Annotated in this window: 18 protein-coding genes and 1 riboswitch; of the genes, 11 read left to right on the top strand and 7 right to left on the bottom strand. The window is 68.5% G+C overall.

Annotated elements, in window-relative coordinates; all coding sequences use genetic code 11:
- The first annotated feature begins 98 nt into the window (after nt 1-98).
- The 3 genes from R5H19_RS10115 (at nt 99) to R5H19_RS10105 (ending at nt 1,760) form a co-directional block, all read left to right on the top strand.
- Nucleotides 99-590 carry an RNA polymerase sigma factor gene (locus tag R5H19_RS10115; RefSeq protein ID WP_318158864.1) on the top strand — a complete coding sequence of 164 codons (492 nt, stop codon included), beginning with the start codon at nt 99-101 and terminating at the stop codon, nt 588-590.
- A complete protein-coding gene (locus tag R5H19_RS10110) occupies nt 587-1,342 on the top strand; it encodes a zf-HC2 domain-containing protein (RefSeq protein ID WP_318158863.1) in 756 nt (251 codons plus the stop codon). The genes R5H19_RS10115 and R5H19_RS10110 overlap by 4 nt, the downstream gene beginning before the upstream one ends.
- 145 nt (nt 1,343-1,487) lie before the next feature.
- Nucleotides 1,488-1,760, top strand: a complete 273-nt coding sequence (locus R5H19_RS10105) for a hypothetical protein (protein WP_318158862.1) — start codon at nt 1,488-1,490, stop codon at nt 1,758-1,760.
- Nucleotides 1,761-1,848: 88 nt separating this feature from the next.
- Here the strand turns inward: R5H19_RS10105 and R5H19_RS10100 are convergent, their stop codons facing one another.
- The 3 genes from R5H19_RS10100 to R5H19_RS10090 are packed head-to-tail and all read right to left on the bottom strand — an operon-like array spanning nt 1,849 to nt 3,708.
- Nucleotides 1,849-2,049, bottom strand: coding sequence for a hypothetical protein (locus R5H19_RS10100; RefSeq protein WP_318158861.1), 201 nt, complete (start codon nt 2,047-2,049; stop codon nt 1,849-1,851).
- A 35-nt stretch (nt 2,050-2,084) separates the two neighbouring features.
- Entirely contained in the window at nt 2,085-2,714 is a 630-nt protein-coding gene (locus R5H19_RS10095) for a glutathione S-transferase family protein (protein WP_318158860.1), read from the bottom strand.
- Between the two features lie 40 nt (nt 2,715-2,754).
- Nucleotides 2,755-3,708 carry a pyridoxal-phosphate dependent enzyme gene (locus R5H19_RS10090; protein WP_318158859.1) on the bottom strand — a complete coding sequence of 318 codons (954 nt, stop codon included), beginning with the start codon at nt 3,706-3,708 and terminating at the stop codon, nt 2,755-2,757.
- Between the two features lie 121 nt (nt 3,709-3,829).
- On the opposite strand from R5H19_RS10090, the gene R5H19_RS10085 reads away from it, so the two are divergent.
- On the top strand, nt 3,830-4,309 hold the full coding sequence (locus tag R5H19_RS10085) for an Lrp/AsnC family transcriptional regulator (RefSeq protein WP_318158858.1): 480 nt from the start codon (nt 3,830-3,832) through the stop codon (nt 4,307-4,309).
- 107 nt (nt 4,310-4,416) lie between these two features.
- Here the strand turns inward: R5H19_RS10085 and R5H19_RS10080 are convergent, their stop codons facing one another.
- Nucleotides 4,417-4,740: a hypothetical protein gene (locus tag R5H19_RS10080; protein ID WP_318158857.1), complete on the bottom strand. Its 324-nt coding sequence runs from the start codon at nt 4,738-4,740 to the stop codon at nt 4,417-4,419.
- Between the two features lie 333 nt (nt 4,741-5,073).
- On the opposite strand from R5H19_RS10080, the gene R5H19_RS10075 reads away from it, so the two are divergent.
- Entirely contained in the window at nt 5,074-5,406 is a 333-nt protein-coding gene (locus R5H19_RS10075) for a hypothetical protein (RefSeq protein ID WP_318158856.1), read from the top strand.
- A 181-nt stretch (nt 5,407-5,587) separates the two neighbouring features.
- Here R5H19_RS10075 and R5H19_RS10070 read toward each other — a convergent pair whose 3' ends face one another.
- Complete coding sequence (locus R5H19_RS10070; RefSeq protein ID WP_318158855.1) at nt 5,588-7,672, bottom strand: catalase; 2,085 nt, start codon at nt 7,670-7,672, stop codon at nt 5,588-5,590.
- Between the two features lie 257 nt (nt 7,673-7,929).
- On the opposite strand from R5H19_RS10070, the gene R5H19_RS10065 reads away from it, so the two are divergent.
- From R5H19_RS10065 to R5H19_RS10055, 3 genes are all read left to right on the top strand, one after another.
- Complete coding sequence (locus R5H19_RS10065) at nt 7,930-10,587, top strand: M1 family metallopeptidase (RefSeq protein ID WP_318158854.1); 2,658 nt, start codon at nt 7,930-7,932, stop codon at nt 10,585-10,587.
- 176 nt (nt 10,588-10,763) lie between these two features.
- A complete protein-coding gene (locus tag R5H19_RS10060; RefSeq protein WP_318158853.1) occupies nt 10,764-11,702 on the top strand; it encodes a sensor domain-containing diguanylate cyclase in 939 nt (312 codons plus the stop codon).
- A 48-nt stretch (nt 11,703-11,750) separates the two neighbouring features.
- Nucleotides 11,751-12,140, top strand: a complete 390-nt coding sequence (locus tag R5H19_RS10055; RefSeq protein ID WP_318158852.1) for a hypothetical protein — start codon at nt 11,751-11,753, stop codon at nt 12,138-12,140.
- A gap of 73 nt (nt 12,141-12,213) precedes the next feature.
- Here the strand turns inward: R5H19_RS10055 and gcvP are convergent, their stop codons facing one another.
- Complete coding sequence (gcvP, locus tag R5H19_RS10050) at nt 12,214-15,081, bottom strand: aminomethyl-transferring glycine dehydrogenase (protein ID WP_318158851.1); 2,868 nt, start codon at nt 15,079-15,081, stop codon at nt 12,214-12,216.
- 39 nt (nt 15,082-15,120) lie between these two features.
- Nucleotides 15,121-15,221: riboswitch (glycine riboswitch) on the bottom strand.
- 218 nt (nt 15,222-15,439) lie between these two features.
- Between gcvP and R5H19_RS10045 the strand changes: the two genes are divergently transcribed.
- Complete coding sequence (locus tag R5H19_RS10045) at nt 15,440-15,847, top strand: VOC family protein (protein ID WP_318158850.1); 408 nt, start codon at nt 15,440-15,442, stop codon at nt 15,845-15,847.
- A gap of 175 nt (nt 15,848-16,022) precedes the next feature.
- Here R5H19_RS10045 and R5H19_RS10040 read toward each other — a convergent pair whose 3' ends face one another.
- Nucleotides 16,023-16,226 (bottom strand): hypothetical protein, encoded by a 204-nt coding sequence (locus R5H19_RS10040; protein WP_318158849.1) that lies wholly within the window; start codon nt 16,224-16,226, stop codon nt 16,023-16,025.
- A 142-nt stretch (nt 16,227-16,368) separates the two neighbouring features.
- Between R5H19_RS10040 and lexA the strand changes: the two genes are divergently transcribed.
- Both lexA and imuA read left to right on the top strand, forming a co-directional pair.
- Nucleotides 16,369-16,971 (top strand): transcriptional repressor LexA, encoded by a 603-nt coding sequence (gene lexA / locus R5H19_RS10035; RefSeq protein ID WP_318158954.1) that lies wholly within the window; start codon nt 16,369-16,371, stop codon nt 16,969-16,971.
- Nucleotides 16,972-16,973: 2 nt separating this feature from the next.
- Nucleotides 16,974-17,600 carry a translesion DNA synthesis-associated protein ImuA gene (gene imuA, locus R5H19_RS10030; protein WP_318158847.1) on the top strand — a complete coding sequence of 209 codons (627 nt, stop codon included), beginning with the start codon at nt 16,974-16,976 and terminating at the stop codon, nt 17,598-17,600.
- Nucleotides 17,601-17,604: the final 4 nt, after the last annotated feature.

The following is a 17,604-nucleotide window of genomic DNA, read 5'->3' as shown; positions in this document are numbered from 1 at the left end:
GGGCCGGATGCTAGCATGGGCCCGCTTTACGCCCTCGAACCGCGCCGCTGCGCACGAGGGAAGGAATCCTCCCCTTCGGACGTAATGGAAGGTGATGCGTGAATTCGAGCGACGCCGTGCGCGAAGGACTGATCCCGCTGCTGCCGCGCCTGCGTCGCCTGGCGCGGGCGCTGGTCGGGCAGGTTGCCGACGCCGACGACCTGGTGCAGATCGTGCTGGAGCGCGCGCTGGCCCGCGCTGCGCAGTGGCGGCCGGATGCCGCGCTGGACAAGTGGGTGTTCGCCATCGCGCGCAACGCCTGGCGCGACGAGCTGCGCGCACGCGGCCGCTCGCAACATCTGTTCGCGCCGGAGGAAGCCGGCGAGATGGCCGCCGATCGCGCCAGCGCACAGCCCGCGCAGCAGCTGGAACTGGCGATGGCGCTGGCGGCGTTGCCGCCGGATCATCGTGAAGTGGTGGCCCTGGTGCTGGTCGAGGGCATGTCGTACGGCGAGGCCGCCGAGCTGCTGGACGTGCCGGTGGGCACCGTCACCAGCCGTCTGGCCCGCGCCCGCGCCACCTTGCAGGCCCATCTTGGGAAAGACGCATGAACCCGATCGACGACGACACCTTGCAGGCTTACGTGGACGGCGAACTCGACGCGTCCGACGCCGCGCGCATCGAGGCGGCGCTGGCGCACGACGACGTGCTCGCCCGTCGCGTGGAGCGGGCGCGCGCCGTGCGGGCGCAGCTGCGCGCCGCGTTCGATCCGGTGCTCGACGAGCCGGTGCCGGCACGCCTGTCCGCCTTGTTGCAGCCGCCATCCGCGCAGTCGGCGACACCGGCCACGTCGCCCGTCGTGCCGGCTGGCGGGCACGGCGCGACTCGCCGCCGCACGGCTCACCGCCGCTGGTTTGTGCCAGGCGCCGCGCTGGCCGCATCGGTGGCGCTGCTCGCCGTGGCGTTGTGGTGGTGGCAGCCTGGCGGCGAGCTGGTGCGCGTGCAGGGCGGCCAGTCGTTCGCCGCGGGTGCCTTGACCCACGCGCTCGACGAGGCATTGGCGAGCGAACCGGATGTGCATGCCCCGGTTGCCATCGGCCTGAGTTTCCGCAGCAGCGACGGGCGCATCTGCCGCACCTTCGTGCTGCACGCCCCGCCGGCGCGAGCCGGCCTGGCCTGTCACAGCGATGCGGGCTGGGAGCTGCCCGTGCTCAGTGCGGCGGCCACGCCGGAAGGCAGCGAACTGCGCCAGGCAGCGAGTGACATGCCGCCCGCCGTTCAGGCGGCAGTCGATGCCCGCCTGCGCGGCAATGTGTTCGATGCACGGCAGGAACGCGCGGCGCGCGACGCCGGCTGGCGCTAGGCGCATGGCAGGTGGGTCGTGCGTCGCCCCGGCTGTCGTGACGGACAACGAGTCCTAAGCAGGACGTTGACTCGCACTTCGCATCGGCGTCGCTACCGTCAGGACGAACGGCCCGATACGTCGGGCTGCCAGGAGGAACCCTTCCATGTCCGATGAAAACGCGAAGACGCCAGCCGACCACATCGTCGATACGGTGGCGCAGCTCAAGGAAATGCGGCATTACTCGAAGAACAACGTGGAAGCGCTGACCGCGGCGTGGCTGCTGTTCGACGGCGAATTGTCCAAGCTCAAGCAGGCGGACAAGCTCGCCGATCTGATGGATCGCCAGGGCCAGCTGCACGAGGCGCTGGAGAATGCGATCGCCGATCTGGAAGAGGTACTGGAGAAGATCAAGCCCGAACCGGAGGCGGGAGCCTGAGCGGAAACTGGATTCCGACGGTCCCCGCAAGCGCGACGACAGAGGCTCCGCCATCGGGGCCTTTTTTGTGCACGGTCGACCGATCCCTTCACTGCGTGCGCGATACGCCATCGCCGATGTCGAAACAGAGGCGGCGGGCGAGTCGTTGCAGCAGGGGCATCGGCGTCGCGGCGGGAGGGGCGACGGGCGGCTCCGGCTCGGTCGGTGCGGGGGAAAGCATGCGGCGGGCGAGTTGGGGATCGGCGATGTGGCCGTGCAGGAACAGCAGGTCGGTCCAGAGGGAACTCATGGGCGCATCCGGTCGGGGGAAGTGGAGAAGTGCGTTCAGTCGCGGGTGTTGCCGGCCAGCGTGGTGGCCCGCATCGACGGGCGCTGGCTGAAGCGCGCGTACCAGGCGGACAGGCGCGGGCGGCCGTCGGCGAACGGATAGACGTCGCGGAAGGCGATCCAGCTGAGCGCGGTGGCCAGGGCGATGTCGCCAACGTCGGGCAGGGTCGCCGTGGACGGTGCGTCGCCGATCTCCCGCTCGAGGAAGTCGCAGGCGGCGGCGATCTTGTCCAGCTGACCTTGCAGCATCGGTGGCCAGCGCGATGCCACGGGCCGCCGCTCGGCTTCCCAGCGCGCGGCAATGCCGGCATCGGCCATGCCCTGCGCCAGCGCCTGCCTGCGCAGGGCATGGAAGTGCGCGGCGGGCTCGTGCGGGATCAGCTTTGCGCCCGCATGCAGGCTGTCGAGGTATTCGCAGATCACGTTGGAGTCGAACAGCGCCGGGCCGTCGTCGACGATCAGCACCGGCACCTTGCCGAGCGGGTTGAGCGCGAACACCTCGTCGTTGCGGCGGGTGGGGCTGGTCTCGTGGTGGATCACCTCGATGCGGTGCTGCATGCCGAGCTCGTGGGCGGCGACGAGCACCTTGCGCGCGTAGGGCGAGTGCGTCTGGTACAGAAGTTTCATCGTGATGCGAGTTCCTGGGAGAGGGAAGGTGGACTGGCGCTCATGCCGCCGTCAGCCGTTCGCGCATGGCCGGCGACAGGTTGCCGCCGCAGAGGATCGTCGCCACGCGGCGGCCGGCAAAACGGTCCGGGTCGTCGAGGATGGCCGCCACCCCGACCGCGCCGGAGGGTTCCACCGCGACGCCGAGGTGGTGATGGATGAGGCGCATCGCCTCGAAGATCCGCGCGTCGGATACGGCGACGGCGTCGTCGCAACACGCGCGCAGATGCGCCAGCGTGGCGGCGATCGGCACGCGCACGGCGATGCCGTCGGCGATGGTGTCGGCGTGGTCGGTCCCGATGGGCCGGCCGGCGTCGATCGACAGCTTCATCGCCGGTGCGCCGGCGGCCACCACCGCGATGATTTCCGCGCGCGGTGCGACGTGCCGGATCGCGGTGCCCACGCCGGCCAGCAGCGCTCCGTTGCCCACCTGCACCACGATGACGTCGATCTCGGTCGAGCCGGCGAGTTCCAGGGCGAGGGTGCCGGCGCCTTCGGCGAGCTCGGCTTCGAGGCCGTCTTCGACGAAACGCAGGCCGGCGGCTGCGGCATGGCAGCGCGCGGCGTCCTTGGCGGCGTCGAAATCGCTGCCGGCCAGCCGCACGTCAGCGCTCAGTTTTCGCATCGCGGCGACCTTTGCCGGGTTGGCGGTTTCCGCGGCGAACACGGTGCAGGCATGCCCGCGCCGGATCGCCGCGCGGGCCAGGCCCTGGCCGAAATTGCCGGCGGACGCGCAGACCACGGATTCCCCCGGCTGCAGCGCCAGCGCGGCGAACAACTCGGTGCCGCGGCCCTTGAACGAGCCGATCGGGTTGGCGGTTTCGTCCTTGGCGATCAGCTGGCATTGCAGCGCCGCGTTAAGGGTGTTGTTGGTGAGCGTCGGCGAATCCAGGAACACCGGATCGATGTGGCGCGATGCGGCAAGGATCCGGTCGAGGCGGGTCAGCGTGGGCATGGACGAGGTCTCGCAATGCGTGGAAGGCGACGACCTATGCTAGGTTTCCGCGGCGCGGCGAAGTGGCGTTGTCGGCCCGCAAAACAGGTTTTCTCCCCGTCCCCCGAGGTCCTTGCGCCCGATGCCTGCCGAACTCGACAAATTCGATCGCCGCATCCTCGCGATCGTGCAACGCGACGCGCGGCGCTCCGCCGAGATGATCGGCACGGACATCGGCTTGTCGGCATCGGCGGTGCAGCGGCGCATGGCGCGGTTGCGCGAGGACGGCGTGATCGTGGCGGAAGTGGCGCTGATCGATCCGCGCAGCGTGGACCAGCGGCTCACCGTGATCGCCGACCTCGAGGTCGAGCGCGAGCGGCCCGAGTTGCTGGCCAGCCTGCGGCAGTGGATCGCCGCCGAGCCGGCGATCCAGCAGGCGTGGTACGTGACCGGCGACAGCGACTACGTGCTGGTGGTGACGGCGCGCGACGTCGGCGACTACGACGCGCTGATGCAACGGCTGGTGACGGCCAACGCCAACGTGAAACGCTTCCGCACGCGCGTGGCGCTGGACACGCTCAAGCGCAGCCTGGCCGTGCCGGTGGACGCGACGCCCGGCTGAGGCCGCGCCAGGCTGCGGCGGGCGCAGAGGCATCAGGCAGCGACGAGATGCCGTCGCGGCCCCGACAAAGGGCCCCGCCAAACGGGGCCCTTTGTCTGCGCAACCGATCAGTGACGCTGACGGTGGATAGCGCGGCTGTTGCGGTTTTCCGCGCGGTTGAGGCGGCGGGTTTCGGCCCTGGTCAGGTGGCCGTGGTGCTTCGCTTCGTCGGTGCTTGCGCGCTGGACGATGTTGGCGTCGCGCCGTTCATCGTTGGCCGCCTGCCGGGCGGTGATGGTGCCGTCCGCAAGGCCTTTGGCGGTGCGAGCCTGCTGGTTGTCGATGCGCTGGTTGACCTCATTGACGCGCGGGTGGCCCGGGACGGTCGTGCCGGAGGCCATCGCGCCGGCGCTGGCGAACGCGGTGCAGGCGAGCAGGCCGAGACGAATCATCGAAGCATTTTTCATGACGGTGTCCTTCAGGATGGGGTGCCGGCATTTGCTGTGGCGCCATGCCGTGCCGGTCGAACGGCGGCATGCAGGGCAGGGAAACGCTGCTCATGGCGCCGCGTTGACCGGGCAGCCTGCCGGGCCTGCGACGCAGGCCATGCCATGAGTCATGCGCAACCCGGTGCCGGCTGCCTGCATCAATGACTCCGTGAGCCGCGCAAGCGTTGCGGGTGTTTCCACCGCGCGGATCGCGAATCGATGTGCTGGACGATCGGATGACGCCGCCGCGGCGGCGCCAGGTGGTTTCTCTTGCCGGAATACTCGCGGGGTACTCTCATGCGCGCACTACTGGGTCTGGTTCTGTTTGGCGTGGTGTCGATGGTTGCGGCCGCGCCGGTTTATTACGTGGATGTGGTGAACGACGCGAACACCGGCGTGACCGCGCTTTCCACGGTCGCGGCGGACGGTTTGCGCTGGGAGCGGCTGGTGGTCGGCGGGAGATCGCTGCAGGCGAACGGTGCGACGACACTGGCCTTGCAGCACGAGGGCGGCTGCCGGCGCGACTTTCTGGTCGACTTCGCCGATGGGCGGCAGATGACGGTGAAGGGCTTCGACGTCTGCCGCAACCGCAGCCTGCATCTGCGCACGGCACTGGCGCGGGCGAGGTGAGGCACCTGCTGCTTCTCCCCTGTTTGCAGGGGAGCGGGAGGGGCCTGCTCCTTCCCCTGCCTGGCCCTGGGGCTTTTCTCTGGTCCAGGGTCTGGGGAGAGGCTGCGGCTTTTGACTGAGCCTGTCGAAGAGCGACCCCACCCAACCCTCCTCCGCGAGCAGGGGGAGAGAGCAGGGGCATTCAGGCCAGCGTGCGCAGCTTCGCCTCGCGTTCCCACTGCCGGGTCTTCGCTGCCTTGATGAAGCCGGCGCTGTCGCTGGCGTCGACCACGCCGGCGTCCTTCCTGATGCCGCCGGCTTTCAGCACCGCTTGCGCGCCGGCGTCGGCGGCGATGGCCTTGAGGTGGCCGAAGGCGTCGCGCACGAAATCGACGGCGGCCGCTTCCTTCGCCAGCAGCTTGCCGGCCTCCTCAGTCAACACCAGCGCCACGGCGTCGAACACCACCGACGGCGTGCCGGCGAGCTGGCCGTCGGCGGGCTGGTGTTTCCCGTCGTCGAGTTTTGCGCCACCGACCTTGAGGCAGACCAGCTTGACGCTGGCGCCGGCGGATTCGGCAGCCTTGCGCAGTGCCTTGACCGCGGCGGCGTCGGAACCGTCGTGGATCAGGATGCCGACGGCGCGGCCTTTCAGCGTGTCCTTCATCTTGCCGATGATCTGCAGCGGCGGCGACGGTGGCTGGTCCTTCGCGGGCACCGCCTTGGGCTGCGCGGGCGGGAAGCCGGGCAGGGCCAGTCCATCGGCGACGCGGCGGGCGAGGTCCTCGTCGACGTTGCGCAGATGGCCGACCATCGCCTCGCGCACGTGCAGCGTCTGCACCTTGGACAGCTCGAACACGAGCGCCGAGGCAATGTGCGCCTGCTCGAAGGTGGTCTGGCTGCGGTAGAACTGGCGCGCCTGGCTGTAGTGGTCGGCAAAGCTCTCGGCGCGGATGCGGCCCTTGCTGCCCTCGTCGGCCGGCTCGGCGAAGCTGCGGAAGCCGCTGCTGCTGGCGCGTGCGGAGGCCGGGTCGAGCGAGCTGGGCTCGTAGCTGACGCGACCCTTCGGCTGCTCCATCTGCATGTGGCCGTCGCGCTGCTGGTTGGCGAACGGGCACTTCGGCGCGTTGATCGGCAGCTGGTGGAAGTTCGGCGAGCCCAACCGCGACAGCTGGGTGTCGAGGTAGGAGAACAGCCGGCCCTGCAGCAGCGGATCGTTGGAGAAGTCGATGCCGGGCACGATGTTGGCGGGGCAGTAGGCCACCTGTTCGGTCTCGGCGAAGAAGTTGTCCGGCCAGCGGTCCAGCACCATGCGGCCGATCACGGTCAACGGCACCAGCTCCTCGGGAATGATCTTGGTGGCGTCGAGGTGGTCGAACGGGAAGCCGTCGGCCTGGGCCTGGGTGAACAACTGCACGGCCAGCTCCCACTCCGGGAAATTGCCGGCCTGGATCGCCTCGAACAGGTCGCGGCGGTGGAAGTCCGGATCGGCGCCGGCCACCTTCACCGCCTCGTCCCATACGTGCGACTGCAGACCGAGCTTCGGGCGCCAGTGGAACTTCACGAAGGTGCTGTCGCCGCGCTCGTTGACCAGCCGGAAGCTGTGGATGCCGAAGGCCTCGATCATGCGCAGCGAACGCGGGATCGTACGGTCGCTCATCGCCCACATGATCATGTGGATCGCCTCGGGCGTCAGCGAGATGAAATCCCAGAACGTGTCGTGCGCACTGGCCGCCTGAGGAAAGCCGCGGTCGGGCTCCATCTTCACCGCATGGATAAGATCGGGAAATTTCATCGCGTCCTGGATGAAGAACACCGGGATGTTGTTGCCGACCAGGTCCCAGTTGCCTTCCTTGGTGTAGAACTTCACCGCGAAGCCGCGCACGTCGCGTGGCGTGTCGATCGAGCCGGCGCCGCCGGCCACGGTGGAGATGCGCGTGAACAGCGGGGTCTTCTCGCCGACTTCGGTGAGGATTTTCGCGGTGGTGTATTCCTTCAGCGACTTGGTCAGCTCGAAGTAGCCGTGTGCGGCCGAGCCGCGCGCGTGCACGATACGCTCGGGGATGCGCTCGTGGTCGAAATGCATGACCTTCTCGCGCAGTACGAAGTCTTCCAGCAAGATCGGCCCGCGCGGGGTGCTGCGCAGCGAGTTCTGATTGTCCGAGACCGGCGCACCCTGGTTGGTGGTCAGCGGCGGGTGGCTCCCGCCCGCCATTTCCTGGAGTTCGTCGCCGTGGCCGCGGGACGCGGAGGGCTGGGCGGAATTGGCGGACTGTTTCTTCGTGGCCATGGCAAATGCTCCGGAACGGGTGCGACGCGCGGCGTCGCGGGGGGAATGGGTCATCCTGCGGTGGACGCCGTCAATGTCCCGTCGTTCAGATGTAAGCGGCTCCGCGCAAGGCATCCCGTGTGCCATGACTTCCGGCCTGTGCACGATGGCATGGGTGCGCGTCAGTATCGTTCGGCCCCCGGCCGGTGCCGAAGATGCCGGTCGATGAACCCGTGGTTCGCCGTTCCCCGATCCCTACTTGCATGGAAGGAAATGTCATGCGTGATACGTTGCTGGTTTCCGCGATTGCCCTGGCGCTCGCCGGCGTTTCGATGACGGCCTTGGCGACGGCGCCTGTCGTCGCGCCCGCGACGGATCTCGCCACCACCCAGCTGCCGCGCACCGTGCGGCCCAGCCACTACGACGTGGCGGTGACGCCGCATGCGGACAAGCTGAGCTTCGACGGCAAGGTCACGGTGACGGTCGACGTGCTGCAGCCGACCACCAGCATCACGCTGAACGCGGTCGACATGGCGTTCTCCTCGGTGCAGCTGACGCCGACACGGCTGCGGATGGCGGTCGCCGACCCCAAGGTGTCGGTGGACGCGCAGGCGCAGACGGCCACCTTCACCTTCGATCGCCCGCTGCCGCCGGGCAGCTACAAGCTGGCGATGAGCTACACCGGCAGGATTGGCACCCAGGCCACCGGCCTGTTCGCGATCGACTACGACACCCAGGCGGGCAAGCGGCGCGCGCTGTATACCCAGTTCGAGAATTCCGACGCACGCCGCTTCATCCCGTCGTGGGACGAGCCGGCGTACAAGGCCACCTTCGATCTCGAGGTGACCGTGCCCAAGGGTGAGATGGCGGTGAGCAACATGCCGGCGGCGTCGACCACCGATCTCGGCAACGGCCTGGTCCGCGTGCGCTTCCAGCCGTCGCCGAAGATGTCCACCTACCTGCTGTTCTTCGGCCTGGGCGAGTTCGACCGCGCCACCACCATGACCGACGGCACCGAGATCGGCGTGATCACGCAGAAGGGGCTGGCATCGCAGGCCGATTTCGCGCTGGCGTCGTCCTCGGCCGTGCTGCGCGAGTACAACGACTACTTCGGCGTGCCGTACCCGCTGCCCAAACTGGACAACATCGCTTCGCCAGGCAGTAGCCAGTTCTTTTCGGCGATGGAGAACTGGGGCGCGATCTACACCTTCGAATACGCGCTGCTGCTGAACCCCGCCATCTCGACCCAGGCCGACAAGCAGGCGATCTTCAACACTGCCGCGCACGAGATGGCGCACCAGTGGTTCGGCGATCTGGTGACGATGCATTGGTGGGACGACCTGTGGCTGAACGAGGGCTTCGCCTCGTGGATGGCCGCGCGTACCACCGAGAAGCTGCACCCGGAATGGAACACCGCGCTGGAGGCGGTCGGCACGCGCGAGTCGGCGATGTCGCTGGACGCGGCGGTGACCACGCACCCGGTGGTGCAGCACGTGGAGACGGTGGAACAGGCCAGCCAGGCGTTCGACTCGATCACCTATTCCAAGGGCGAGGCGGTGATCCGCATGCTGGAAGGCTACGTGGGTGCCGATACCTGGCGTGCCGGCGTGCGCAATTACATCAAGGCGCACGCCTACGGCAACACCCGATCCGACGACTTGTGGCGCGAAGTGCAGGCGGTGGCGGGCAAGCCGATCACCGCGATCGCGCATGACTTCACCCTGCAGCCGGGCATCCCGCTGATCCGCGTGGACGCCGCCGCGTGCAGCGGCGGCCGGACCACGCTGCAACTGAGCCAGGGCGAATTCACCAAGGACCGCCCGGACAAGAAACCGCTGCGCTGGCACGTGCCGGTGATCGCCCAGGGCATCGGCGGCGCGCCGGCGAGCACCCTGGTGACCGACGGCAAGGCCACCCTGACGGTGCCCGGCTGCGCGCCGGTGATCGTGAATGCAGGGCAGGGCGGCTACTACCGCACGTTGTACACGCCGGCCCAGTTCGCCGCGATCAAGGGCGCGTTCGGCAAAGTGGCGCCGATCGACCAGCTCGGTCTGATGAACGACACCTGGGCACTGGGCATGGCCGGTCTGCAGCCTGCATCGACCTACCTGGACCTGGTCCAGGCCACCCCGGCCGATGCCGACCCGCAGATCTGGGGCGAGATCGCCGGCACCCTCGACGGCCTGGACAACTACTACCGCGGCGATACCGCGCGCCAGGCGCGCTTCCGCGCGTTCGCGGTGAAGCGGCTGGCGCCGGTGTTCGCACGCATCGGCTGGGAGGCCAAGCCGGGCGAGAGCGATCCGGTGGCGATCCTGCGCACGCAGTTGATCGGCGCGCTGGGCAATCTGGGCGACCCCGGCGTGATCAACGAGGCGCGCCGCCGCTTCGCGGCACAGGAGCATGACCCGCAGGCCGTGCCCGCGGCGTTGCGCAAGACCATCTTGGCGATCGTGGCCCGGCACGCCGACGCCGCCAGCTGGGACCAGCTGCATGCGATGGCGAAGGCGGAAAAGACCCCGCTGATCAAGGACCAGCTGTACTCGCTGCTGTCCTATGCCGACGATGACGTCCTGGCCCGGCGCGCGCTGGAGCTGGCCCTCACCGACGAGCCGGGGGCGACCAACAGCGCCGGCATGATCGGCATCGTTGCCTACCAGCACCCCGAGATGGCGTTCGACTTTGCGCTGGCCCACCGCGAAAAGGTGGATACCCTGGTCGACTCCACGTCCAGCAGCCGCTACTACCCGAGCCTGGGTGGCTCCTCGTTCGACCCGGCGATGATCGGCAAGATCGAGGCCTACGCCGATGCCCACGTCGCGGCCACGTCGCGCCGCGCCGCCGACGCCACGGTCGCGAACATCAAGTACCGCATGATGATCCGCAACGAACGGCTGCCGGCGGTCGACACCTGGCTGGCGCAGAACGGCGGCTGAGCCAACTGCACGGTTGCACCGGCGAAGGCCCCGGATGACGGGGCCTTCTGCCGTCCGGGGATCGGCGCCGTCGAGCCGTTGCGCGGGGAAGCCTGGCACGCCGATGGCTTGATATATATTTCGTGCGGGCCATGGTTTGCGTTGCATGGACAGGCACAATCCCGGGAATCGGCGAAATGGTGGACATCGATAATCGGATGGCGCTCGGCAGCGCCGTCTACAAGACACTGCTGGAGTCGACCCGGGCGATCCCGTGGAAGATCGACTGGGACAGCAAGCAGTTCGCCTACATCGGACCGCAGATCGAGGCGCTGCTGGGCTGGGCACCGTCGAGTTGGGAGAGCGTGGATGACTGGGCCAGCCGCATGCATCCGGAGGACCGCGGCTGGGTGGTGGATTTCTGCGTGGCGCAGTCGCTGGCCGGCGTGGATCACGAGGCCGACTACCGCGCGTTGACCCGCGATGGCCACTACGTGTGGATCCGCGACGTGGTTCACGTGGTACGCCGGCCCGACGGCACGGTCGATTCGCTGATCGGTTTCATGTTCGACATCAGCGAGCGCAAGCGCACCGAGCAGCAGCTGATCAGCCTGCAGAAGGAGATGGAGGAGCTTTCCTTCCGCGACGGCCTGACCGGCGTGGCCAACCGGCGGCGCTTCGACGCGATCATCGAGCTCGAGTGGAGCAACGCGCGGCGCAACCGGCAGCCGCTGTCGCTGCTCATGATGGATATCGACTATTTCAAGCAGTACAACGACCGCTACGGCCACCTGGAAGGCGACGCCTGCCTGAAGCACGTGGCGCGTATCCTGAATTCGGCCGCGACGCGCGCACGCGACCTGCTGGCCCGCTTCGGCGGCGAGGAATTCGTGCTGGTGCTGCCGGAGACCGACGGGGCCGCCGCCGGCAAGCTGGCCGAGCGCTGCCGCCAGCTGATCCTGGCCGAGCAGATCCCGCACGAGTCATCCCCGATCGGCCCCACACTGACCATCAGCGTCGGTGCGGGCACCGTGATCCCGGGCCACGACGACGATTTGCGGTCGTTCATCGACGTGGTGGACAAGCGGCTGTACCAGGCCAAGCAGCAGGGCCGCAATTGCGTCGTGGCGGGTTAGCTTCGGGACGTCGCGGCATCCTGCGCAGGCGCACTCATGGAGATCGGCATGTACAAGGTCATTTTTTTCGCGGCGCTCGCCGCCGCGACGCTCCCGGTTTTTGCGGCAAGCCGGTCCTACGCCGATGCCAAGGCGCTTGCCGACCGCGACGAGGCTTCCGTGTCGAAGACCCAGTCGGGTGCGCTGCTGGCATCGCAAGGGGCGGTCATCGACCGGATCGTCTCGTTGTGCGCGCGGGCCATGGGGCCGGCGGGCATGCCTCCGTTTGTCGTTGTCGTGGAGCTGGACGCGGGCGGCAAGATCGTCGCGACCTGGCGCGAGGGCAACTCCGATTTCGCCGTCTGTTTCGAAAAGCAGCTGGGCACGCTCTCGCTGTTCGTCCCGCCGCGGGCGCCGTTCTACACCTCGTTCGAGATGAGCATGGCGCCGGGCGACTGATGCCTGCGCGCCGCGGAAAACGAAAAGGCCCCGCATGCGGGGCCTTTTCGCGCCGGCGCCGAAGCGCGGAGGGCTATGCCTCGGCTTCTTCCCTGTACGCGTCCACCGGGATGCAGGCGCACATGATGTGCTTGTCGCCGTAGACGTTGTCGACGCGGGCGACCGGTGGCCAGTACTTCTGCAGCTTCAGGCTGGCCAGCGGGAACGCGGCCAGCTCGCGCGGGTAGGCGTGGGTCCACTCGCTGCCGCTGACCATGGTGGCGGTGTGCGGGGCGTTCTTCAGCGGGTTGTCCTCGCGGTCCAGCTTGCCTTCCTCGATCGCGCGGATCTCGTCGCGGATCTGGATCATCGCGTCGATGAAGCGGTCCAGCTCGATCTGCGATTCGCTCTCGGTGGGCTCCACCATCAAGGTGCCGGCGACCGGGAAGCTCAGCGTGGGCGCGTGGAAGCCGAAATCGATCAGCCGCTTGGCCACGTCCTCGGCGCCGATGCCGGTGGCGTCCTTGAGCGGGCGCAGGTCGAGAATGCATTCGTGCGCGACCAGCCCGTTGCGGCCGGTATATAGGGTGGGGTAGTGCGGCGCCAGCCGCTTGGCGATGTAGTTGGCGTTGAGCAGGGCCACTTGCGTTGCCCTGCGCAGGCCCTGCTGGCCCATCAGGGTGATGTACATCCAGCTGATCGGCAGGATCGAGGCGCTGCCGAAGCTGGCTGCGCTGACCATGCCCGTGGCGCTGTCCTCACCGAGCTTCTTCGGCAGGAACGGAGCCAGATGCGACTTCACCGCGCACGGGCCGACGCCCGGGCCGCCACCGCCGTGCGGGATGCAGAAGGTCTTGTGCAGGTTCAGGTGCGACACGTCCGAGCCCCACTTGCCGGGCTTGGCCACGCCGACCAGCGCGTTCATGTTGGCGCCGTCGGTATACACCTGGCCGCCGTGCTGGTGGACGATGTCGCAGATCGCCACGATGTCTTCCTCGAACACGCCGTGCGTGGACGGGTAGGTGATCATCAGCGCGGCGAGACGGTCGCTGTATTTCTCGGCGGCGCGGCGGATGTCCTCGACGTCGACGTTGCCGTTGGCATCGCACTTGGTCACCACCACGGTCATGCCGCACAGGTGGGCGGAGGCCGGGTTGGTGCCGTGCGCGGATTCGGGGATCAGGCAGATGTCACGATGCGCTTCGCCGCGCGAGCGGTGGTATGCGCGGATCGCCAGCAGCCCGGCGTATTCACCCTGCGCACCGGAGTTCGGCTGCAGGCTGACCGCGTCGTAGCCGGTGCATTCGACCAGCATCGCTTCCAGGCCGTCGATCAGTTCCTTGTAGCCCTGCGCCTGTGCAGCCGGCGCCAGCGGGTGGATGTTGGCGAACTCCGGCCAGGTGATCGGGATCATCTCGGCGGTGGCGTTGAGCTTCATGGTGCACGAGCCCAGCGGGATCATCGTGCGATCCATCGCCAGGTCCTTGTCGGCCAGCGCGCGCATGTAGCGCAGCAGCTCGTGTTCGCTGTGGTGGGTGTTGAACACCGGATGGGTGAGGAATGCGCTCTGGCGCAGCAGCGCGGCGGGCAGGGCGTCGGCGGTGGTGGCGTCGAGCGCGTCGATGTCGGCGATGGTGGCGCCGAACAGGCCGGCCAGCGCGATCACGTCAGTGCGCGTGGTGGTTTCGTCGAGGCTGATGCCGACGCTGTGGTCGTCGATGCGGCGCAGGTTGATGTGCGCGGCCTCGGCCTTCGCGTGCAGCGCCGCGGCGTCGACGCCGGTGACGTGCAGGGTGTCGAAGAACTCCTTGCCCACGGCGACGCCGGCCTGGCGCAACACGGCGGCGAGGATCGCGGCCAGGCGATGCGTGCGGCGGGCGATGCGGACGAGGCCCCTGGGGCCGTGGTAGACCGCGTACATCGAAGCCATCACCGCCAGCAGCACCTGCGCGGTACAGATGTTGGAGGTGGCCTTCTCGCGGCGGATGTGCTGCTCGCGGGTCTGCAGGGTCAGGCGATAGGCGGGCTTGCCCTCGGCGTCGACCGAGACGCCGATCAGGCGGCCCGGCATCGAGCGCTTGTACGCGTCGCGGCAGGCCATGAACGCGGCATGCGGGCCGCCGAAGCCGAACGGCACGCCGAAGCGCTGCGAGTTGCCCACCACGATGTCGGCACCCCATTCGCCGGGCGCGGCGATCAGGGTCAGCGCGAGCAGGTCGGTGGCTACCGCGACCAGACCGCCGCGCGCGTGCACGGCGTCGGCAATCGCCTGGTAATCGTTGATGCTGCCGAAGGTGTCCGGGTACTGCAGCAGCACGCCGAACGCCTCGGTGCCGGCCGCGTCGCCGTCAGCGCCGACCACCAGCTCGATGCCCAGCGGTTCGGCGCGCGTGCGCACCACTTCCAGCGTTTGCGGGTGCACGCCGTTCGACACGAAGAACACGTTCGACTTCGACTTGCACGAACGCTTGGCCAGGGTCATTGCTTCAGCCGCGGCGGTGGCTTCGTCCAGCAACGAGGCGTTGGCGATCTCCATGCCGGTGAGGTCGGCGCACATCGTCTGGAAGTTGATCAGCGCCTCCATGCGGCCCTGCGAGATCTCCGCCTGGTACGGCGTGTACGCGGTGTACCAGGCCGGGTTTTCCAGGATGTTGCGCAGGATGACGTTGGGCGTGGAGGTGCCGTAGTAGCCCTGGCCGATGAAGCTGCGGAATACCTGGTTCTTGTCGGCGATTGCGCGGATCCTGGCCAGCGCTTCCTCTTCGGTGATTGCCTGCGGCAACGCCAGCGGGGCGGCGGACTTGATCGAAGCGGGAACGATGGCGTCGGTCATCGATTCCAGCGAATCGTGGCCGACCACGTGCAGCATCTGCGCGATCTCGGCGTCGTCCGGACCGATGTGGCGTTCGATGAACGCGCCGTGGTGTTCGAGGTCGCGCAGGGAAGTGGGATTGTGGCTCATGGGTGGGCATCCGAAGACTCGCGTGCCGTGCCGCACGCGGGGCGCCCCTCTGTCCTTTTGCCTGAGAGTTTGGAAGCGCGGCGATTGCGCTTCGTGCCCCTTCGGCGGCGGATTCAACCGCTCTCTCCAGAGTGTTCGCACATGGTGGTATGGGAGCCTGAGCGATTACGGGCGTTGCGTCTTCGGCAGCGGCACGTACCCGGTCCGGGGACGCCCGCTTCTCCCACCATGCGTTTACCACGGCGATTATACAGGGGGATGCTGGCCGTGTTGCAGCCGGCGGAACCTGGTTCAGGAAGCCCGGTTACCCGCCTGCGCTATGCTCGGATTCCCCCACGCCCCGATCCGTAGACCTCCCATGATCCGCATCGGCGACATCGACCACGTGGTGCTGCGCGTCCGCGACGTCGCGGCCATGCAACGTTTCTACTGCAACGTACTGGGTTGCCATGAGGAACGCCGGCAGGACGACATCGGCCTGGTGCAGCTGCGTGCCGGCGCCTCGCTGATCGACCTCGTATCCGTCGACGGCAAACTCGGCCGCCACGGTGGTGCCGCGCCGGGCCGGGAAGGTCACAACATGGATCACCTGTGCCTGCGCGTGGAGGACTACGACGAGGCGGCGATCCTGGCGCATCTGAAGGCGCATGGCGTGCGCATCGGCGAACTGGGTTCGCGCTACGGCGCAAAAGGCGAGGGGCCGTCGATCTACCTGTATGACCCGCAGGGCAATATGGTCGAGCTGAAAGGGCCGGCGGCTGTCTGAAGAAGCCGGTGGGTGGCGCCCATCCGGAAAAGACGAAGGCCGTCATGAAGACGGCCTTCGTTTACGATTGATGCCAGGATCAAGCTTCCGCTTTGCATCGGGTACGGGTTTGCAGACGACGTGGTCGATCTGGAACCCCTTGTTCCCTGCATCGGCATGGTGTGCGGTGATGGCATCATTCCACTCGCTCATCCTGGAATCGTCGTCCTCGACGATGAGTGCCTTCAGGATGCGGCGTGAGACCCGTTGCGGCGCGCGCCAGGTCGGCCACAAGTTGCGTCCGCGCCGCCTCGTGCCGCAGCGTCGCCAGGCCGCCCTGCGGCACCGCGTCCACGGGCTTGGCGAGCGGCGGCGGTTTACGGGAGCGGCGGGGCGTCATGCGGTCACCGTAGCCATCCGGCGTGGACACGTGATGAAGCGCGGCGGCGCGAGCCCCGTGCCGTTCAGCCGTCGCGCGATCGGCGAGCGAATCGTCAGGAGGGACTCGTATTTTGCCTCGGGTAGGTGTACAAATGTCCACCATGCCTCCCGAACCCGCCAAGCGCCTCCAGATCCTCGCCTTCATCCGGGAGCGGATCGCAGCCGGCCAGCCACCCAGCTTGGCGGAGATCGCCGACGCGTTCGGGTTCGCCTCGCGCAATGCCGCGCAGAAGCACGTGCTGGCGTTGGCCGAGGCCGGGGCGATCGAGCTGGTACCGAACCAGAAGCGCGGCATCCGCCTGCCTGGAGGCGGACGGCCGGATCTGATGGCGTTGCCGGTGCTGGGCCGCGTCGCGGCCGGCGCCCCGATCGGGCCGGACCTCGGCCAGGACCAGGAACTGTGGCTGGACGGGCGCCTGTTTGCGCGGCGCCCGGACTACCTGCTCCGGGTCCAGGGCGATTCGATGATCGACGACGGCATCTTCGACGGCGACCTCGTCGGCGTGCACCGCACGCCGGAGGCGCGCAACGGCCAGACCGTCGTCGCCAGGGTCGACGGCGAGATGACGATCAAGCGGCTGCAGCGCGAGCGCGACCGCATCCGGCTGCTGCCGCGCAATCCGGCGTATGCGCCGATCGTGGTCTCGCCTGGCCAGGATTTCGCGATCGAAGGGCTCTACTGCGGCCTCGTGCGTCGGGACTGACCATGGCCGCCGTCGTCGCGCTCGAATCCCTGCTCGCCACGCAGACCCTGTGGCACGCCGGCCGCGCGGCGGCCATCGCCGCGGACGGCGAACCCACCGGCTATGCGGACCTCGACGCGCTGCTGCCGCAGCGCGGCTGGCCGCGGCGCGCACTCACCGAACTGCTGCTGCCGGCCGACGGCATCGGTGAGTTGTCGCTGCTCCTGCCTACCTTGGCGCGCTTCACCCAGGCGGGCGCCACGGTCGTGCTGGTCGCGCCGCCGTACCTGCCATATGCGCCGGCCTGGCAGGTCGCCGGCGTGGACCTGATGCACCTGGAAGTGATCGACGCGGCACCGCGCGACGCGCTGTGGACGTTCGAACAATGCCTGCGCAGTGGCGCGTGCGCGGCCGTGCTCGGTTGGCCGTTGCAGGCCGATGCCTCGGCGCTGCGCCGCCTGCAGGTCGCGGCCGACAGCGGCGCGTGCCTCGGCTTCGCGTTGCGCGATCGCGCGCACGCGGACAACCCGTCGCCGGCGGCACTGCGCCTGGAGTACGGCCGCGACGGGCAGGGCGCCGGTGCCTGGCGCGTGCGCAAATGCCGTGGCGGTCCGGTACCAGCGCGGGTCTTCGCCGCGGGTGCCTGGTGAGGCG

The organism is Rhodanobacter sp. KK11, from assembly GCF_033345435.1.
GTDB lineage: Bacteria > Pseudomonadota > Gammaproteobacteria > Xanthomonadales > Rhodanobacteraceae > Rhodanobacter.
This window is presented reverse-complemented; position numbering and strand designations above follow the sequence as displayed.

Bases quoted from the DNA above. Each gene is read 5' to 3' on its own strand.
- R5H19_RS10110 (WP_318158863.1), top strand. From the start codon at position 587: ATGAACCCGATCGACGACGACACCTTGCAGGCTTACGTGGACGGCGAA.
- R5H19_RS10105 (WP_318158862.1), top strand. From the start codon at position 1,488: ATGTCCGATGAAAACGCGAAGACGCCAGCCGACCACATCGTCGATACG.
- R5H19_RS10100 (WP_318158861.1), bottom strand. From the start codon at position 2,049: ATGAGTTCCCTCTGGACCGACCTGCTGTTCCTGCACGGCCACATCGCC.
- R5H19_RS10095 (WP_318158860.1), bottom strand. From the start codon at position 2,714: ATGAAACTTCTGTACCAGACGCACTCGCCCTACGCGCGCAAGGTGCTC.
- R5H19_RS10090 (WP_318158859.1), bottom strand. From the start codon at position 3,708: ATGCCCACGCTGACCCGCCTCGACCGGATCCTTGCCGCATCGCGCCAC.
- R5H19_RS10085 (WP_318158858.1), top strand. From the start codon at position 3,830: ATGCCTGCCGAACTCGACAAATTCGATCGCCGCATCCTCGCGATCGTG.
- R5H19_RS10080 (WP_318158857.1), bottom strand. From the start codon at position 4,740: ATGATTCGTCTCGGCCTGCTCGCCTGCACCGCGTTCGCCAGCGCCGGC.
- R5H19_RS10075 (WP_318158856.1), top strand. From the start codon at position 5,074: ATGCGCGCACTACTGGGTCTGGTTCTGTTTGGCGTGGTGTCGATGGTT.
- R5H19_RS10070 (WP_318158855.1), bottom strand. From the start codon at position 7,672: ATGGCCACGAAGAAACAGTCCGCCAATTCCGCCCAGCCCTCCGCGTCC.
- R5H19_RS10065 (WP_318158854.1), top strand. From the start codon at position 7,930: ATGCGTGATACGTTGCTGGTTTCCGCGATTGCCCTGGCGCTCGCCGGC.
- R5H19_RS10060 (WP_318158853.1), top strand. From the start codon at position 10,764: ATGGTGGACATCGATAATCGGATGGCGCTCGGCAGCGCCGTCTACAAG.
- R5H19_RS10055 (WP_318158852.1), top strand. From the start codon at position 11,751: ATGTACAAGGTCATTTTTTTCGCGGCGCTCGCCGCCGCGACGCTCCCG.
- gcvP (WP_318158851.1), bottom strand. From the start codon at position 15,081: ATGAGCCACAATCCCACTTCCCTGCGCGACCTCGAACACCACGGCGCG.
- R5H19_RS10045 (WP_318158850.1), top strand. From the start codon at position 15,440: ATGATCCGCATCGGCGACATCGACCACGTGGTGCTGCGCGTCCGCGAC.
- R5H19_RS10040 (WP_318158849.1), bottom strand. From the start codon at position 16,226: ATGACGCCCCGCCGCTCCCGTAAACCGCCGCCGCTCGCCAAGCCCGTG.
- lexA (WP_318158954.1), top strand. From the start codon at position 16,369: ATGCCTCCCGAACCCGCCAAGCGCCTCCAGATCCTCGCCTTCATCCGG.
- imuA (WP_318158847.1), top strand. From the start codon at position 16,974: ATGGCCGCCGTCGTCGCGCTCGAATCCCTGCTCGCCACGCAGACCCTG.